Origin of the sequence: Subtercola vilae (assembly GCF_004923255.1) — a bacterium.
GTDB lineage: Bacteria > Actinomycetota > Actinomycetes > Actinomycetales > Microbacteriaceae > Subtercola > Subtercola vilae.
Map to the genome: position 1 here is coordinate 1 of NZ_QYRT01000015.1, position 17,961 is coordinate 17,961.

General features: G+C 68.8%; 12 protein-coding genes. 4 read left to right on the forward strand and 8 right to left on the reverse strand.

Going from position 1 to position 17,961, the window contains the following annotated elements; all coding sequences use genetic code 11:
- The 4 genes from D4765_RS09480 to D4765_RS09490 all read right to left on the reverse strand — a co-directional run.
- On the reverse strand, positions 1-484 hold a 484-nt coding region (locus D4765_RS09480; protein ID WP_136642062.1), incomplete at its 3' end, for a hypothetical protein.
- A gap of 69 nt (positions 485-553) precedes the next feature.
- Entirely contained in the window at positions 554-808 is a 255-nt protein-coding gene (locus tag D4765_RS19190; protein ID WP_161580403.1) for a hypothetical protein, read from the reverse strand.
- A gap of 72 nt (positions 809-880) precedes the next feature.
- Entirely contained in the window at positions 881-1,225 is a 345-nt protein-coding gene (locus tag D4765_RS09485) for a YnfA family protein (RefSeq protein WP_136642063.1), read from the reverse strand.
- A gap of 52 nt (positions 1,226-1,277) precedes the next feature.
- A complete protein-coding gene (locus D4765_RS09490; RefSeq protein ID WP_136642064.1) occupies positions 1,278-2,741 on the reverse strand; it encodes a helix-turn-helix transcriptional regulator in 1,464 nt (487 codons plus the stop codon).
- A 178-nt stretch (positions 2,742-2,919) separates the two neighbouring features.
- Between D4765_RS09490 and aceA the strand changes: the two genes are divergently transcribed.
- The 3 genes from aceA (at position 2,920) to D4765_RS09505 (ending at position 6,532) form a co-directional block, all read left to right on the forward strand.
- Positions 2,920-4,218, forward strand: coding sequence for an isocitrate lyase (gene aceA / locus D4765_RS09495; protein WP_136642065.1), 1,299 nt, complete (start codon positions 2,920-2,922; stop codon positions 4,216-4,218).
- Positions 4,219-4,303: 85 nt separating this feature from the next.
- Positions 4,304-5,986 carry a malate synthase A gene (gene aceB, locus D4765_RS09500; protein ID WP_136642066.1) on the forward strand — a complete coding sequence of 561 codons (1,683 nt, stop codon included), beginning with the start codon at positions 4,304-4,306 and terminating at the stop codon, positions 5,984-5,986.
- Positions 5,987-6,076: 90 nt separating this feature from the next.
- Positions 6,077-6,532 carry an SRPBCC family protein gene (locus D4765_RS09505; protein WP_136642067.1) on the forward strand — a complete coding sequence of 152 codons (456 nt, stop codon included), beginning with the start codon at positions 6,077-6,079 and terminating at the stop codon, positions 6,530-6,532.
- Between the two features lie 73 nt (positions 6,533-6,605).
- Here D4765_RS09505 and D4765_RS09510 read toward each other — a convergent pair whose 3' ends face one another.
- The 3 genes from D4765_RS09510 to D4765_RS09520 all read right to left on the reverse strand — a co-directional run bounded on the left by D4765_RS09510 (position 6,606) and on the right by D4765_RS09520 (position 14,939).
- The gene (locus D4765_RS09510; protein WP_136642068.1) at positions 6,606-8,489 is read right to left on the reverse strand and encodes an AMP-binding protein; all 1,884 of its coding nucleotides are present in this window, start codon (positions 8,487-8,489) and stop codon (positions 6,606-6,608) included.
- A gap of 176 nt (positions 8,490-8,665) precedes the next feature.
- Complete coding sequence (locus D4765_RS09515) at positions 8,666-13,489, reverse strand: glycoside hydrolase family 3 N-terminal domain-containing protein (RefSeq protein ID WP_136642069.1); 4,824 nt, start codon at positions 13,487-13,489, stop codon at positions 8,666-8,668.
- An 82-nt stretch (positions 13,490-13,571) separates the two neighbouring features.
- Positions 13,572-14,939: an ROK family transcriptional regulator gene (locus D4765_RS09520; RefSeq protein WP_136642070.1), complete on the reverse strand. Its 1,368-nt coding sequence runs from the start codon at positions 14,937-14,939 to the stop codon at positions 13,572-13,574.
- Positions 14,940-15,118: 179 nt separating this feature from the next.
- Between D4765_RS09520 and D4765_RS09525 the strand changes: the two genes are divergently transcribed.
- Positions 15,119-16,387, forward strand: a complete 1,269-nt coding sequence (locus D4765_RS09525; protein WP_136642071.1) for an MFS transporter — start codon at positions 15,119-15,121, stop codon at positions 16,385-16,387.
- On the opposite strand, the gene D4765_RS09530 is transcribed toward D4765_RS09525, so the two are convergent.
- A complete protein-coding gene (locus D4765_RS09530; protein WP_136642072.1) occupies positions 16,351-17,877 on the reverse strand; it encodes an aldehyde dehydrogenase family protein in 1,527 nt (508 codons plus the stop codon). The genes D4765_RS09525 and D4765_RS09530 overlap by 37 nt on opposite strands.
- Positions 17,878-17,961: the final 84 nt, after the last annotated feature.

A 17,961-nucleotide genomic window follows, 5' to 3' on the forward strand; every position in this document is an offset into this window, starting at 1 on the left:
GTTCTCGCCCACCACCCCGTCCGCCGTCGGGGGCGGGCGGGGCATCGACGCCGAGTTCGAAGGCGCCGCGAACGAAGTGAAAGAAGGCGAATTCGGCCTCGGCGGCAGAGGCGGCGGTGAGGTCGTGGATTCCGGCGGTCGAGACGAGGTCGAGCACCGCGCGCGCGTCGTCGTCGACCGCGAGCACGGTGACCCCGCCGGAGAGGCGGTGCGGGGCATCGCGTTCGGCGATGTACGCGACGGCGGTGCGGGGCGACCGGATGATCTGCTGCACCAGAGCGCAACTCTCGCCGGCGAACAGCGGCGCTCCGTCGCGGTGAGACGCCGAGAGCAGTTCTCGCACCGCGAGCGATCGGGCTCCGCGCTCTGCGGCTGGCTCGGCCTCGGCGAAATCAGACAGGGCAACGGTCGGCAGCGGCGCGAACCACTCGCCTGTCGCGCCGGCGATCGCCACGATTTCGTCGTCAGTCAGCAGTTCGGGCATGCTGCATAGCCTCTCACGCTGCGAACACCGCGGGAATCGCGAGGTCAGAGGAGCCGCGGCGGGCGGGGGCTACCGGCGGCGGAGAAGAGAGGCGCGGAGGGCCGAGACCATGGTGACCGTGTCGGGCAGGTTGTAGAGCAGGAACGCCGCATAGAGGGGAACCGAGACGACGAGCACTCCCCATGCGGCGATGGTGACGGCGAACGCGGTGCGCCGGCCGCTCGGCAGGGGCAGGGGCGGGTCGAATTCGTCGGGCGGCCCGGGTGGGGTGCGGCGGTGCGGGGGTCGCGGGGCATCCGGCGGCTCGGGGGTGGGGCGTGCCATGAAGTGAGTATCACACCGCTGGCTGCGAGTGCACGGCGAACCTCCGTGGAGGCCCGGTGGAACCAGGTACAGCTAGGCGACCTGGCGCGTGTGCGGCGCGAACATGATGACGGCCACGCCGAGCAGGCAGATGACGGCGCCCGCGATGTCGTAGCGGTCGGGCGTGAACTTGTCGACGACGACGCCCCAGACCAGAGCCCCGGCCACGAAGACGCCGCCGTACGCGGCGAGGATGCGCCCGAAGTTGGCGTCGGGTTGGAGGGTGGCGATGAATCCGTAGGCGCCGAGGGCGATGACGCCGAGCCCCGCGAGCCACCATGACCTGCCCTCGCGCACCGACTGCCAGATGAGCCACGAGCCGCCGATCTCAGCCCCGGCCGCCAGAATGAAGAGCACCACCACGCGAAGAATCGTCATGCCCCATTATCGTGCGGGCCGAACTGGCAGCCATGGTCATGCCCGCCCCGCCTCACGCGTCGTGGCGGTCGAGAAACTCGAAGACCTCGGTGGTGTCGACCCCGGGAAACGCCCCCGTGGGCATGGCGGCGTGCAGCGACGAGTTGAGGCGCGCGGCGGGCCATGACTGCTGCTTCCAGCGACCCGAAAGCTCGGCGGAGGGCTGCCGGCAGCACGACTCGTCGGGGCAGGTCGAGGTGAAACGGTTGGTGGTCTCGCGGCCCCTGAACCACTTCGTCTGGGCGAACGGAGTGCCCACGCTCACCGAGAACTGGCCGCGGGCGGTCGACTGGATGCGCGAGGTGCACCAGTACGTTCCGATGGGTTTGTCGGTGTACTGGTGGTAGGGGCTGAACCGGTCTTCGGCGTCGAAGACCTGCCGGGCGCTCCAGTACCGGCAGACGAGCTGCCCCTCGACCGAGCCGAGCACATCGGTCGGCAGCACGACGTCGTCGTTTTCGTACGCCTTCACGACGGTGCCCGTCTCGTGCACCTTCAGAAAGTGCACGGGAATGCCCAGGTGCCGGGTGGCGAGGTTGGTGAACCGGTGCGCAGCGGTCTCATACGTGACCCCGAAGACGTCGCGCAGGTCTTCGACCGACAACTCCCTGGCGTTCTTCGCCCGAGTGAGAAACTCGACCGCGCCGTCTTCGGGAACCAGTAGCGCCCCGGCGAGGTAGTTGGTCTCGACACGCTGTCGCAGAAAATCGGCGTAGTTTGTCGGCTCGGCGTGCCCGAGCACGTGGCTGGCCAACGCCTGGAGTACGAGCGTGCGCGGGTCGGCGTCGGGCCCCTGCGAGCGCGGAATGTAAATTCGCCCATTCTTCAGATCGGTGATCGAACGGGTGGAGCCCGGCAGGTCGGCCACGTAGTGCAGCGCGAACCCGAGCCGCGACGCGAGGTCGGAGGTGACGCGCTGCGAGAGCGGGCCGCCGAGGTGCCCCACGCCGGCGAGCAGGTCTTTGGCTGTGGCCTCGAGTTCGCCGAAGTAGTTGTTGCGTTTGCGCATCGAGACGCGCAGCGCGGTGTTGGCCCGACGCGCCTCTTCGGGGGTCGCGGCGCGTTCGCCGTGCATCCGTTCGAGTTCATGGTGCAGCCCGAGGATCGCTTCGATGGCCTCGTCGCTGAGGGCTTTGCGCGCGGCAAAAGGCGGTAACCCGAGCGAGGCGTAGAGCGCCCCGCGCTGCACTCGTTCGAGGGCGATCTCGAGCGCGGCACGGCGGCTCGGCGGCTCGGGGTTCAACAGCTGGTCGACCGTGACGTCGAGCGCGGCGGCGAACCGCTGCATCTCGCCGAGCTTCATTTCGCGCTTTCCGTTCTCGACCACCGAGACCTGTGAAGCGGCGCGGCCGATGGATGCCCCGAGCGCGTCGAGCGTCAGGCCGCGGTCGGTGCGCAGCTGCCTGATGCGGCGGCCAAGGGTGAGGGTGTCGAGCATGAACTCATCATCGGATGGAAAGACAGACGTCGGTGTCATCTGCCCATGGTGACAGACGCCGTTCTTAACCGAAACAGAAAAACTGATGTTCTTCTGCCGGGAGATTCGAGCTGCGGGGGTTGCGACGGCCGCACAGTGGGGTCACCGGCACTTTTCGCCGCAGCCCAACCCACTCACCGACCCACCCACTCACTCACCCACCGCAACGGAGCACCCCATGACCCGCCAGATACCCCGCACCGGAGACACCACCCAGACCGCCGCAGAGCTCGCCGCGAGCTGGAAGACCGACGCCCGCTGGAACGGCATCGAACGCGACTACAGCGCCGACGACGTGGTGGGCCTTCGCGGCTCGGTGACCGAAGAGCACACCCTGGCCCGCCGCGGCTCCGAGCGACTGTGGGAGCTGATCCACAGCGAGGAGTGGGTGCCCGCCCTCGGCGCGCTCACCGGCAACCAGGCCGTTCAGCAGGTGCGCGCCGGCCTCAAGGCCATCTACCTCTCGGGCTGGCAGGTCGCCGCCGACGCGAACCTCAGCGGCCAGACCTATCCCGACCAGAGCCTGTACCCGGCCAACTCGGTGCCGAGCGTCGTTCGCCGCATCAACAATGCACTGCTGCGCGCCGACCAGATCGAGACGAGCGAAGGCCTGCCAAAACGCGAGTGGATGGCGCCCATCGTGGCCGACGCCGAGGCCGGCTTCGGCGGCCCGCTGAACGCGTACGAACTCATGACGAGCATGATCGCCGCCGGCGCCGCGGGCGTGCACTGGGAAGACCAGCTTGCCAGCGAGAAGAAGTGCGGGCACATGGGCGGCAAGGTGCTCGTTCCCACGGGCCAGCACATTCGCACGCTGAACGCGGCGCGGCTCGCGGCCGATGTGGCGGGCATCCCGAGCCTGATCATCGCGCGCACCGACTCGCTCGCGGCGAACCTGGTGACGAGCGACGTGGATGACCGTGACAAGCCTTTTCTGACCGGAGACCGCACCGCCGAAGGCTTCTACGAGACCCGGCCCGGAATCGACACCGTTCTGGCCCGTGGCCACGCCTACGCCCCCTACGCCGACCTGCTGTGGGTGGAGAGCTCGGAGCCCGATCTCGAACTGGCGCGCACATTCGCCGAGAGCATCCACCGGGAGTTCCCGGTCAAGAAACTCGCCTACAACTGCTCGCCGTCGTTCAACTGGAAGAGTCACCTCGACGACGACACCATCGCGAAGTTCCAGCGCGAGCTCGCGGCGATGGGGTACGCCTTCCAGTTCATCACGCTGGCCGGTTTTCACGCCCTCAACCACTCGATGTTCACGCTGGCTCGCGACTACTCCGAGCGCGGCATGAGCGCCTACGTCGAGCTGCAGGAGGCGGAATTCGCCTCGGAGGCCGACGGCTACACCGCCACGAAGCACCAGCGCGAGGTGGGCACGGGGTACTTCGACCGCATCGCCACCGCGCTCAACCCCGCGAGCGCCACCCTGGCACTCGTCGGCTCGACCGAGTCGCAGCAGTTTCACTGACCCGCCAGTTGCACTCGCCACCTCCACCTCCCGCTTCAACAACACACCTCACCGTCACACCTCACCGTCGCAAAGGAGCACGACCATGACCACGCACACCTCCACCCCGGCCTCCACCTCCACCTCCACCCCGGTCAACACCCACTCCCGCCTCGAGCCCCTGGGCTCCGACGAGCCCCGCTTCGACGAGATTCTGACCCCGGATGCCCTCACCTTCGTCACCCGTCTGCACGACCAGTTCGGCCACCGCCGCCAAGAGCGGCTGCACGAACGCATGGCCAGCCGCCGCTCGGTCGAGAACGGCCGCGACTTTCGCTTTCTGACCGAGACCGCGCCGATTCGCCGCGACCCCGACTGGCGCGTCGCCGGCGCCGGCCCCGGCCTTCACGACCGCCGGGTGGAGATCACCGGCCCCACCGACCGCAAAATGACGATCAACGCGCTCAACTCGGGCGCCCAAGTGTGGCTGGCCGACCTCGAAGACGCCACCAGCCCCACCTGGCAGAACATCATCGGCGGGCAGCTCTCGCTGTTCGACGCCATTCGCCGCCAGATCGACTTCACGAGCGACGAGGGCAAGCCGTACCGCCTCACGACGGGCGAGCTGCCCACCATCGTCATGCGCCCGCGCGGCTGGCACCTGGTGGAGAAACACCTGCGCTTCACCGACCGCGCCGGCCAGAGCCAGGCGGCCTCGGCGTCGCTCGTCGACTTCGGGCTCTACGTCTTTCACAATGCGAAGGCGCTCATCGACGGCGGTCGCGGCCCGTACTTCTACCTGCCGAAGATCGAGAACCACCTCGAGGCGCGGCTGTGGGACGACATCTTCACCTACTCCGAGAACGCCCTGGGCCTCGAGCACGGCACCATTCGGGCCACCGTTCTGATCGAGACCATCTCGGCCGCCTTCGAGATGGAGGAGATTCTCTACGAGCTGCGGGAGCACTGCGCCGGCCTGAACGCCGGCCGCTGGGACTACATCTTCAGCTTCATCAAGAGCTACCGGGGCCGGGGGCCGCAGTTCGTCTTTCCCGACCGCGACCGCATCACCATGACCGTGCCGTTCATGCGTGCCTACACCGAACTGCTCGTGGCCACCTGCCACCGCCGTGGGGCCTTCGCCATCGGGGGCATGAGTGCGTTCATCCCGAACCGTCGTGACCCCGCGGTGACGGCGGCGGCTCTCGCGAAGGTCAGCGACGACAAACGCCGCGAGGCGACCGACGGTTTCGACGGCACCTGGGTTGCCCACCCCGACCTCATCGACACCGCCCGGGCCGAGTTCGACCGCGTGCTCGGTGGCCGGCCCAACCAACTCGACCGGCTGCGCCCCGAGGTCGAGGTCACGGCCGAGCAGCTGCTCGATGTGCGCTCGCTCGACAAGCGGGTCACGGATGCCGGCGTTCGCGCCAACGTCAGCGTCGCCACCCGGTACCTCGAGAGCTGGTTGCGCGGTGTCGGCGCCGCCGCCCTCGACAACCTGATGGAAGACGCCGCTACCGCGGAGATCTCGCGCTCACAGCTCTGGCAGTGGATCGCCTACGGCACGGTCACCGTCGAAGGCACCCGCATCACCCGCGCACTCGTCGAAGCGGAGCTCGACGCACTGCTCGGTTCGGTCGACCGGATGCCCGGCAATCGTTACGACGATGCGGCCGCCATCGTGCGCCTTGCCTCGCTGAGCGACGATTTTCCTACGTTTCTCACCATTCCGGCCTACGCGCACTACCTCGTCGATGTGCCGATTCTGGAGGCTGTCGCCGCCTGACGCAAGGGGTGGAAACCCCAGCATCTGTTGTGGGTAACTGGAAGGGCAAGCAAACCAGTTACCCACAACCGATTGCGAGAGTTTCACCTCATGGCACAACTGATCGACAGCGTCGACGTCAACGTTCCCGTTTCAACCGCGTACAACCAGTGGACCCAGTTCGAGACTTTCCCGAAGTTTCTCGACTTCGTCGAATCGATCACCCAGACCGACGACACACACAGCCACTGGAAGGTGAAGATCGGCGGCCAGGAGCGCGAATTCGACACCGTGGTCACCGAGCAGCACGCCGACGAGCGTGTCGCCTGGAACAGCACCAGCGGCGAGGTCGACCATGCGGGCGTCGTCACGTTTCACAAGCTGTCAGATGACACTTCACGCGTCACCGTACAGATCGATTGGCAGCCGTCGGGCGCCCTCGAGAAGATCGGCGCGCTGTTCGGTGCCGACAACCACGCGGTCAAGAAAGACCTCGCGAACTTCAAGGAGTTCATCGAGAGCCAGGGCTCGGCCACCGGCGCGTGGCGCGGCGACGTCGAGAACTGACAGAGCTGCCGGCTGCGGGCCGACGTCGTCAACGCGCGTCGCCGGTCGGCTGCCGGTTCGACCCGCGTGACGCCTACTGCGTCACGTTCTTGAGCTCAGGGAACTCGTCGTCCCTCCACTCGGTGGGGGCGACGAGCCCCTCGGCCACCTGCTCTTCGCGCTCGCGCAGCTCGACCCGCCGAATCTTGCCGGAGATGGTCTTGGGCAGGTCGAAGAACTCCACCCGGCGGATGCGCTGGAACGGGGCGAGTCGCTGGCGGGCATACAACAGAATGTCGCGGGCGGTATCGGCCGAGGGGCTGAACCCGGGGGCCAGAGTGACGTAGGCCTTCGGTACAGCCAGGCGGAGGGCATCCGGTGCTGGCACGATCGCCGATTCCAAGACGGCTGGATGCTCGACCAGCACACTCTCGAGCTCGAACGGGCTGATCTTGTAGTCAGAGGCCTTGAAGACGTCGTCGGTGCGGCCGATGTACGTGATGTAGCCGTTGACGTCGCGGGCGGCCACGTCTCCGGTGCGGTAGTAGCCGCCCGACTCGGCCTCTTCGTTGCGCGCGGCATCGCCCACGTAGCCCGTCATCAGGTTCAGCGGGCGCGTCGATAGGTCGACGCAGATCTCGCCCTCCTCAGCACGGGCTCCCGTGATGACGTCGACGATCACGATGGGGCAGCCGGGCAGCGGGCGTCCCATGGAGCCGTCGGTGATGGTGGCGCCGGGGGTGTTCGCGACCACGGCCGTCATCTCGGTCTGGCCGTAGCCGTCGCGGATGCTGAGGCCCCACTGTTGGCGAACCTGCGAGATCACCTCGGGGTTCAGCGGCTCGCCGGCCGAGATGGCCTCCCGCAGGGCGCCCGGCCCGCCAGAGAGGTCGCTGCGGATCAGCATGCGCCAGACCGTCGGAGGCGCACAGAACGACGTGACCTTCTCGGCGCGGATCTGGCCGAGCAGGGCCTGCGGATCGAAGCGCGAGTAGTTGTAGACGAATACGGTGGCCTCGGCGATCCACGGGGCGAAGAAGCAGCTCCACGCGTGCTTCGCCCAGCCGGGCGAGCTGATGGCGAGGTGGATGTCGCCGGGCCGCAGCCCCAACCAGTACATCGTGGTGAGGTGGCCGACGGGGTACGACACCTGGGTGTGCTCGACGAGCTTCGGCTGGCTGGTGGTGCCCGAGGTGAAGTAGAGCAGCAACGGGTCGTTCGGGGCGGTGCCGGGGTGCGGCAGCGGGGCGGCGGGGGCCGCAAAGGCGGCGGCGTACGGCTGCCAGGTGGAGGCCGCCGGTGTGGAGGGTGCGGCATCCGGAGCCGTCGCGATGCGTGTGTAGGGGCCCGGAACGGCGTCGAACTTGGCGAGCACGGCGTGGTCGGCGATGACGTGGCGCACGCCGCCACGGGCAATGCGGGTGGCGAGTTCGGCGCTGCCCACGGCGACGGTGGTGGGCAGGATGACGGCTCCGAGCTTCATGACGGCGAGCATCGACTCCCACAGCTCGACCTGGTTGCCGAGCATGAGCATCACGACGTCGCCGCGCTGCACTCCGAGGCCGGCGAGCCAGGTGCCGAGCTGGTCGGAGCGGGTGGCCAGTTCGTCGAAGGTGCGGGTGGTGCGGCGGCCGTCTTCTTCGACGATGACGAGCGCCTCGCGGGGGTTGCCACGCGCGATGGCGTCGAACCAGTCGGTGCCCCAGTTGAAGGTGTCGCCGACGTCGGGCCAGGCGAACGTGGCGACGGCCTCGTCGTACGACTCGCGAAGGGCGACCAGGGTGTCGCGGGCGGCGCGCAAGTTCGCGGTGGCGGGGCCCTGCGTGGTTGGGCTGCTCGCGGCGGGGTGCTGCGCGGCGGTGCTGCTCGCGGCGGAATTCGGTGTTTCGGGGTTCGGTGTTTCGGGGTTCGGTGTGGCGTCGTTCGGTGTTTCAGGGTGCTGCGCGGCGGGGTTCGGTGTTTCGGGGGGACGTGTCATCGCGGTGCTCTCCTCAACTGGCTCGCACCATTCTCGCCCACCCGTCTCCTCCCGACCATGGCGTCCCACCGCAACTCCTCATCGAGTCGGCGAAGTTTGCGGGTGCGGCGGCGCGCAACCCACAAACTTCGCCGAGTCGATGGCGGGGTGGGGGTGGGGTGGGCGTGGGCGTCGGGTCAGGGGGTGAGGCGGCGACGACGACGGGCGACGAAGAGGAGGGCGCCGGAGGTGGAGAGCATGAGGGCGAGGAGCAGGGCCAGGGTGAGCTGGCTGCCGGTGGTGGCGAGGGGGCCGGCTGAGCCGGAGGACTGTCCGGATGCGGTTGAGGACTGGCCCGTGGTGCCGGTTGCGGAACCCGATCCTGATCCAACGCCCGTGCCCGATCCTGCGCCAGCACCGCCCGCGCCCGAACCCGCGCCGGGGTCGGTGCCGCCGGTGCCGGGGTCGACCGCCACAGCCAGGCCGAGCACCTTCGCCAGCAGAGTGACGGCGGTGACCGAGTCTCCCCCGAGCAGCGCATGCTCGGCATCGGCGGTGAGCGACGACGACCCGGCCACAGCGGTGTTCGCCGTGACCGAAGCCTGGGCCAGGTCACGAACGACCGAGACGAGCAGGTCGGCGTCGGCGAGGGTGGCGCTGTCGGTGCCGCCGAGCTGTGCGGCCGCATTCACCGCGAGCTGGATGGCCGCGGCGGGGTCACTCACGGTGCCAGACGGGCTCCAGACCGCAGCCGAAAGCAGAGCATCCACAGCCGTCTTCGCAGCACCCGCAGCGAGCGACGCCGACACCTTCTCGAGCCGGGCTTTGGGGCTGTCAGTGCGTTCGCCCCAACCGTATGCGAACAGCGGGTCGTAGGTGGCGTCGCCCACGTTGATGGGAACCTGCTCGGCGGTCGCGGGCCAGGTCAGCGGCAGCCGCCCAGTGAACGGGGTGTCGCCGAACAGGGTGTCGGCGACGCCCTCGCCCTCGCTGCCGGGCAGGAACGACGCCACGAGACCACTGATCTCGCTCAGCTTGTCGGTCACGAGCTGGGTGCGGCCGGCCACAACCAGCACGACGCACTTCATCGCGCCGCACACTTTGTCGATGGTGGCGCGGTCGCTGTCGGTGAGCGAGAGGCTGTGGCCGTTGTTGCCCACGTCACCCTGGCCTTCGGCGTAGGGTGTCTCGCCCACGACGACGACACCCACGCTGCCCGCGGCCATGGGGGCCGAGGCGTCTTTCGAGTAGGTGATGGCGGCATCGGGTGCCACCTGCTTCATGCCGGCGAGAATGGTGGTTCCTGCCGTGGTCGAGTTGCCTGAGGCGCCCTGCCACGAGATGGTCCAGCCGCCCATCTGGTTGCCGAGGTCGTCGGCATTCGAGCCGGCCACATAGATCGAGGCGTTCTTCGCGAGAGGCAGCACGCCGTCGTTCTTGAGCAGCACCTGCGACTCGGCGGCGGCCTGGCGGGCATCGGCGCGGTGGGCATCCGACCCCAGTTCGCTGGCCTTGCTGCGGTCGGTGAGCGGATGCTCGAACAACCCCAACTCGAATTTCTGAGTCAGAATGCGGCGCACCGCGTCGTCGACCCTCGTCGCGGCGACGGTCTTGGCGCCCACCGCATCGGTGATGCTCGTGATGAAGGCGCCGAAGTTGTAGGGCGCCATCGCCATGTCGAGCCCGGAGTTCACCGAGCGCACCGCCTTCTCGGCGTAGGTGCCGCCCGGCAGCTTGTCGATGCCCTCCCAGTCGCTGATGAGAAAGCCGTTGAAGCCGAGTTGCTCTTTCAGCACACCGGTGTTCAGCGCGGTGTTCTCGTGCATGCGCACGTCGCCCGTGCCGCCGATGTCGACGCCGGAGTACGAGGGCATGATGCTGCCGACCCCGGCGTCGATGGCCGGAATGTACGGGTCGACGTAGGTGGTCATGAAGTCGGCCATCGAGGGCGAGTGGGTGAGGCCCTGGTCGATGGGGTAGCCGTTGCCGACCTTGCTCGCGTCGTAGCTCGTGCCGCCGTCGCCCGCCCAGTGCTTGGCCGTGGCGAGCACCTTGTCGGGGCCTGACTTGTCGGCGGGGTCGCTGCCCTGCAGGCCCACGATGTTCGCGGCCGAGAAGGTGGTGACGAGGGCCGGGTCTTCGCCGAACGACTCGTAGGTGCGGCCCCAGCGTTCGTCGCGGCCGACGCACAGGCACGGGGCGAAGGCCCAGTTCACACCGGTGGCCTTCGTCTCGACGGCGGTGTCTTCTGCGAGGGTCTGGATGAGTGCGGGGTCACGTGTCGCGCCGAGGCCGATGTTGTGCGGAAAGATCGTGGCATCGAGTACGTTGCTGTGCCCGTGCACGGCATCGGCGCCGTAGAGCAGCGGAATCTGCAGCGCGGTCGAGAGTGCCTGCTGCTGAAAACCGTCGACCATGTCGGCCCAAGCCGCGGGCGTGTTGGCCGCGGGGGTCGAGCCGCCGCCCGAGAGAATCGAGCCGAGGCCCAGGTCGGCGATCTGGCTGGGGCTGGAGAGCCCGAGCCGTTCGGCCTGCGTCATCTGGCCCACCTTCTCGGCGAGGGTCATGCGGCTCATCAGGTCGTCGACGCGGGTGGCGACCGGCAGCGACGAGTCGAGATACGGCAGGCCGTGGGCGTTGATCACGACGCGCGGGGCACTGGCCGGCAGCTGGGCGCCCGCCGCGTCGAGCGCAACCGAGATGCTGCGCGACTGGTCGCCGCCCGGGGTGGCGATGGTCTTCACGTCGAAACTCTGGGTGGTGCCGGAGGCCGTTCCGGCGGCGAAGGTCACGCTGCCGGTGAAGTCGGCGACCTGCGTGCCGACCGTTGCGGTACCGCTGCCGGGGGCGTACTTCACCGTGACGGGCGAGGTCAGGGCATCCCCATTCGACGTAGTGAGGGTGAGGCCCACCGAGGCCGTCTCGCCGGAGTTGACCAGGTAGACGTCTTTGGTCGAGTTCACGGTGAGGTTGGCCGCCTGGGCGGGGGTTCCGTAGAGCTGGGCGTCGTCGACGGCCCAGCCGGTGCTGGTGGGCTTGCCGGGCGCGAACGTGATGGCGAAGCCCCACGCGCTGGTCAGGTCGAGGGTGCCGTTCTGAGTGGCGGCGCTACCGGGCTGGTAGGAGCCGATCGTGAAGGCCGTGAACGGGAGTTCGATGAGCTTCCAGCGACTGGTCGAACTGCCCCAGTTGTCTTTGAAGGTGGTCGACCACAGTTCGGAGTGCTCGCCGTCGGGGCCGCCGTCTTTGATCTCGACCTTGATGTCGTCGCCCGCGGTCGGCGAGGCCGGGTTGCTGGCCTGCGAGGCGTACCACCAGAACCGGATGCCGCGGTAGGAGCTCCAGTTCTGTGACGACGAGAGGTTGTCACTGAAGCCCGCGTAGCCGCCCGACGGGATCTTGTAGGTGCCCGCGAGCACTTTGTTGTCTGGCACGTCGCCGCGAACCTGCGGCGTGACGGCCATCGTGGCGAGGTTGTCGGCCGAACCCCACGTGAAGAAGCCCACGGGGTTGGTCGACGTGCCGAGGGGCACGGCGCCCTGGAAGTCTTCGAGGGTGGTGGCGCGCTCGAACGTGGCGAAGTCGTCGAACGAGAAAGTGCCCGCGCCCAGACCGGTGAGGGTGACGGCGAACCCGGCCGAGGCGCCCGGCAAGAACCGCGCGGGGTCGGTGTGGTTGCCCTTCAGGCGCAGGTCATCGAACAGAACGCTGATCTGGCGCCAGCCCGTGGTGGTGTCGACCACGCTCTGGTCGAAGATCTGGCCGCCGCTCTTCAGCTCGTAGCTGAGCGTCTTGCCCGAGCCCTGGCCGAGAAACCAGAAGCTGAAGCCGTCGGACGCAGACCAATCTTTGGGGCTGGTGTCGTTGGTGAAGCCGAACCAGTCGCTGGCGGTGGGGGCACCGCCGACGGTCGCGACGAGCACCCGGTTGTCGGTCGCCGCGCCCGGAACGGTGTCGTCGACCTTCGTGCTGAGCACCGGCTTCACCGAGTCGGCGCTGGCCCACGTGGAGTAGTCGGCCGGCACCCCGGCCTCGAAGCCCTGCAGAACGGTGGTGGCACCGGCATTCGGCAGGGTTCCGGTGGGCTTCAGGGTGACAGTCGCGGTGTTGCGCGTGCCGATCGTGATGCCGGCCGACGGGTCGCTGAGCGCCAGTGTGAAGCTTCGTTCGGGCGCGAGGGCGCCGTGCGAGACGGTGGGCACCGTGACCGTGGCCGTGGTCTGGCCGGCCGGGATGCTCACCGTCTGGTCGACGGCCGTGAAGTCGGTTCCGGCAGCGGCCGTGCCGTCGGTGCTCGTCACGTGAACGCTCTGGTCTGTGGTCGAGGTGCTGTTCAGGCTCACGTGCACCGCGGCGTCGTCACCGGCTCCCACCGACAGGGCCGAGGCGTCGAACGAGGCGGTCGGCACGGCGACGGTGCCGTGCACCTCGAACGAGAACACCGAGTAGCCGTAGTAGTGCAGTGTGGGGGCCTCCCACGTTGCCGCGGTGCGCTTCAGCATGGCGAGGCGCACGTACCGGGCATCCATCGGCGTGCTGAAGGCAACCTGCTCGGTGCCGCCCGCACCGGTCGTCTTGCTCGCGGCGGTGCTCCAGCTCGCGTCGTCGGCGGGGTTCGCCGAGGCGACCTGAATGTCGTACGCGGTGGCGAAGGCCGCCTCCCACGAGATGGTGACGCCGGTGACCGTGGCGACCGAGCCCAGGTCTGAGGTCAGGCTGGCGGTGAAGGTCGTGTCGGAGTCGGGCCCGTTGCCGCTGGCCCAGCGCGTGGTGGCATTGCCGTCGGTGGCATTCGAGGCCGGAAAGTTGCCGTCTTTGTCGTTCTGTGCGGCCGAGGCGGTGGTGGTTCCGCTGCGGGCGAGGTCGGGTTCGGCCGCGGTGGCGGTCTGGCCGACCACAAGCGCGCTGCCCATCACGGCGACCACGATGCCGGTGCTCAGCAGGGCGCGCAGCCGGCTCCGGATGCCCGGGCGGGGCGACGTGGCGGGGGCGGCGGCTGAGCGCGAACCAGATGAGGGCACAGTTACTCCTTCGTAACGAACGACGTAGCCAGTAAATCGGTCGAATTACTCCGGGCACAGGACGAATGCGGGGTCGGGCGCCTCAAGCGGAGAGAGGGTGACGGGCCGAGCCGTGGCCACTGGCCCACGCGGCCTCGAGGGCACGGTCGATGATGCCGACAAGCTCTGACCGATGGCCGAGCTCGGCCGAGTGCACGGGTGCCAGAGGGGCGGCGAACGGCGCGAACTCGGCGAACGCTTCCCGCACGCCGGCCAGCAGGGGTTCACCGACGGCGCCCAGCTGGCCGCCGAGAATGATCGCCTCGGGGTCGATGAACGCGCAGAGTTGCGCCACGGCGCGGCCCACCGTGTAACCGGCCTCGCGGAACACCGTCGCGTTCTCGGGGGTGACGACGAAGTCGGCGGGGGCGGCGGGAGGGGCGGTCGGGGAGGGAGGGTCGGTCGGGGAGGCCGCGAGTGCGGCGGGCGTTGGGGCGGAGACGGCGAGGGTTGGGGCGGAGACGGCGGCCTGTGCGAGGCGACGGCGCACAGCGGAGGTGGAGACGAGCGACTCGAGGCAGCCACGATTGCCGCAGCGGCAGGGTGCGCCCAGGGGATCCACGCGCAGGTGCCCCATCTCTCCGCCGATACCGCGGGCGCCGGCCAAAACGAGGCCGTCGACGAGGAGGCCTGCCCCAATACCGTCGGCGAGCTTGATGTAGAGCAGGTTGTCGATGCCTCGGCCGGCCCCGTGCATCCGCTCGCCCCACAATCCGAAATTGGCATCGTTGTCGAAAACCAGGGGGCAGTTGAACGCAGGCGGCACTGCGTCGGCGGCGAGCGCACCCTGCCAGCCGGTGAGGTGCAGCGGGGCCCGCACTGTGCCGCGCGTGCGGATGACCGGGTACGGAAACGAGACTCCGAACGCCTGCACACCGGCCGCGGTGACGCCGCAGGAGGCGAGGCATTCGGCGACGAGCGTGTGCAGGGCGGCGAAGGTTGCGGCGGCTCCGGTGTCGACGGGGAACGGAATGCGGCGCTCGCGGCGCACGCGCGCCTGCAGGTCGGTGACCGCGACCGTGATGTGTGCGTGGCCGATGTCGCAGGCGACGATGGCCCCCTGCTGGTGGGCGAGTCGCAGCACCGCGGTGGGTCGACCGCGGCGGCCGGTGCGGCTCGCGTCGGCGGGCGCTGAGTGCGCGCGGCGAACCGGTGCGCTGCCAGCAGCGAGCGCGGAGCTGGCCATCGCGGTGCCTGCCATCGCCGCTGAACCCACCGCCGCTCGACGAACCTCAACGCGATGCTCCTCGACGAGGCCCTGGGCGATGAGCTCGGCCACCGTCTGGGCCACGACGCTGCGGGAGAGCCCGGTGTGCTCGGCGATGGCCCGCCGCGTGGTCTCGCCGGCGCGCCGGATGAACTCGAGGTGGCGGTCGTGCCGCGACCCGTCGGGGTGCGCTGGTGCTGGCACGCGTCATCTCCTTCGATGTGCCGCGCGCCCTCCCCCATTCGGGTGCACACGTTCGACTTTCATTGAATCATGTCGAGTGCGATTCTGCGAGCCCTCTCAGTCGCTTGCGCACCGGCGCACCGGATATCCTGTGACTCTTGCCCCGCACCTTCGTAGCTTCACAACCGAGATAGTGACGCGTGTTCGACACCCTCCCCGCCGCCCGGCGCCGCTTCGCCCTCGTGGCTCTGGCCCTCGGCGCATTCGGCATCGGCATCGCCGAGTTCGTCACCAGCGGCCTGTTGCCCAACATCGCCCGCGACCTCGACGGTGCGACGTATGCCGTCGACCCCGCCTCCGCCATCGCGTCTGCCGGGCTCCTGGTCTCGGCCTACGCCCTCGGGGTTGTGGTGGGCGCCCCGGCCATCGCCGCTGCCACCGCGCACTGGCCACAGAAACGGGTGCTGCTGCTGATGCTGGCGGTCTTCGTGGTGGCCAACTTCGCGGTGGCGCTGCTGCCGTCGTTCCACCTCGTTCTGGCGGCACGCTTTCTCAGCGGTCTGCCGCACGGCGCGTTCCTCGGCACCGCAGGGCTCCTCGCCGCCTCGCTGATGGGCCCGGGCAAGCGCGGTCGCGGGGTGGCCTTCATCGCCGCCGGCCTCACGCTCGCCACCATCGTGGGTGTGCCGCTCGGTTCGATCGTGGGCGGCCTGCTGGGCTGGCGTGCGATCTTCGTGATCATCGCCGGCATCTTCGCGCTGGCCCTGGTGGCGGTGCTCGCCGCAATACCGTCTCGTGCGGGCAACCCTGAAGCGGGCATCCGGTCAGAGCTCCGCGCATTTCTGCTGCCGCAGGTCTGGCTCACCGTCGGTATGGGAGCCATCGGCTTCGGCGGCATGTTCGCCGTGTTCACCTATATAGCGCCCATCGCGTCGAACGTGACGGGTATCGGCGACGGCATGCTGCCGTGGGTGCTGGTGGTCTTCGGGCTCGGGATGACCGGCGGCAGTGTGGCGGCCAGCCGCGTCTCCGACCTCTCTGTTGCCGCCGCGCTGCTCGTGTTTCTGGGCGGCATGGCGCTGTCGCTGGCGGGGTTCGTGCTGTTCGCAGCGACACTGGCCGGCCTGCTGGTGTTCACCTTTCTGCTCGGAATCTTCGCGGGCGGCTCGTCGGTGGCCATTCAGACCCGGCTGATGGATGTCGCGGCCCCCTCACGCGCGGTCGGCGCCGCGCTGACACACTCCGCTCTCAACCTCGGCAACGCCCTCGGCGCGTACCTCGGCGGCCTCGTCATCGCCGCCGGGTTCGGCTACCTGTCACCGGCCGTCATCGGGGCCGCACTGTCGCTGATCGGAGTGGGCATTGTGGTGGTGGCGCTGCTGCTCGGGCGGCGGGCGGCCGTCAGCGCCAGCACCGCCCACGCGCAACCCGGTCAGATGACCGCGCAGACCGTCTTCGACTCGAGGTAGTTCTCGATGCCCTGGGCGCCGTTCTCGTAGCCCCAGCCCGACTGTTTGTGACCACCCTTGGGCAGCTCGGGCGAGAAGTAGGAGTGGCAGTTGATCCACACGGTTCCGGCCTTCACCCGGGCCGCCAGTCGGTGGGCGTTCGAGAGTCCTTCCGTCCAGATGCTCGCTGCGAGGCCGTAGACGCTGTCGTTTGCCCAGCCGATGACCTCGTCGACGTCATCAAACGGAGTCACGGTGACCACCGGGCCGAAGATCTCCTCCTGCATCAGCCGCATGTCTTGGCGCACGTTCGTGATCACGGTGGGTCTGAAGAAGTTCTGCGCGCCGTCACCCTGCTCCTGAACGCCGCCCGCCACCACTTCGGCGCCGTCGGCGATGCCTCCCCGAACGTACTCCGCCACCCGATCCGACTGCACTCGGCTGACCAGCGGGCCGAGGTCGGTTGCGGGGTTCATTCCGTGGCCGAGGGCCAGCGCGCCGGCCTCCTGCGACAACTCCTCCACAAACCGGCCGTACACGCTCGAGTGCACATAGACGCGCGAACTGGCCACGCACACTTGTCCACCGTTGGAGAAGATCCCGCGTGCGATTCCGGGCACTGTGAGCGAGAAGTCGGCGTCAGGCATCACGATGGCGGGCGACTTGCCGCCGAGCTCGAGCGTCAACCGTTTCAGGTTTCCCTGCGCCGCGACGAGCAACGCTTTTCCCACAGCCGTCGAGCCCGTGAAGCCGATCTTGTCGACCCCCGGATGCTCGGCGAGCGCCTGCCCGACCTCGTTGCCGTACCCCGTGACAATGTTCACCACTCCCGCCGGAAACCCGGCCTCGATCAGAAGTTCACCGAGGTACAGCGCTGTGAGCGAGGTGTTCTCTGACGGTTTGAGCACCACCGTGCATCCGGCAGCCAACGCCGGAGCCAACTTCATCGACGCCATCAGCAGTGGGGAGTTCCACGGAACGATGGCCGCGACCACCCCGACCGGCTCCTTCACCGTGTACGCAAAGATCTGTTTGCCTTCGGGCTGGTGCGCGATGGAGGTGGGAATCGTGGTGCCGAGCAGCTTTGTCGTGTAGCCGGCGTAGTAGCGGAACTGCGCGATCGCGCCGGGCAGCTCGCCGAAGCGGGCGGTGCGGTACGCCTTGCCCTGGTCGAGCGTCTCGAGTTCTGCGAGCACGTCGATGTGCTGCTCCATGAGATCGGCGACGCGCCAGAGCAGGGCCCCGCGAACGGCTGGTGTCATGCGGGCCCAGGCGGCGGAGTCGAGGGCGCGGCGGGCGGACGCCACGGCATCGTCGACGTCTCGGGCGTCACCGCGGGCGATCGGGGCGAGCAGCTGGCCCGTCGCCGGGTCGGTGCTGTCGATGTACCTGCCCCCGTGCGGCAGCGCCCACTCGCCGTCGATGAGCAGCCGGTGCGCCGTGCCCGCGCGCGCCAGAAACGCACTCGCGGCGGCACTGCGGGTGGCGGGGTCGTACGGCAACAGTGTCATCGTGTGTCTTTCGTGTCGTGAAGGTGGCGCAGGGGCGAGGCCGAACGACTCGGGCGCGGGGCGGGCGGGCGAGGGGCTGCGGGC

Coding starts and splice junctions, on each gene's coding strand:
- D4765_RS19190 (WP_161580403.1), bottom strand. CDS start 808: ATGGCACGCCCCACCCCCGAGCCGCCGGATGCCCCGCGACCCCCGCAC.
- D4765_RS09485 (WP_136642063.1), bottom strand. CDS start 1,225: ATGACGATTCTTCGCGTGGTGGTGCTCTTCATTCTGGCGGCCGGGGCT.
- D4765_RS09490 (WP_136642064.1), bottom strand. CDS start 2,741: ATGACACCGACGTCTGTCTTTCCATCCGATGATGAGTTCATGCTCGAC.
- aceA (WP_136642065.1), top strand. CDS start 2,920: ATGACCCGCCAGATACCCCGCACCGGAGACACCACCCAGACCGCCGCA.
- aceB (WP_136642066.1), top strand. CDS start 4,304: ATGACCACGCACACCTCCACCCCGGCCTCCACCTCCACCTCCACCCCG.
- D4765_RS09505 (WP_136642067.1), top strand. CDS start 6,077: ATGGCACAACTGATCGACAGCGTCGACGTCAACGTTCCCGTTTCAACC.
- D4765_RS09510 (WP_136642068.1), bottom strand. CDS start 8,489: ATGACACGTCCCCCCGAAACACCGAACCCCGCCGCGCAGCACCCTGAA.
- D4765_RS09530 (WP_136642072.1), bottom strand. CDS start 17,877: ATGACACTGTTGCCGTACGACCCCGCCACCCGCAGTGCCGCCGCGAGT.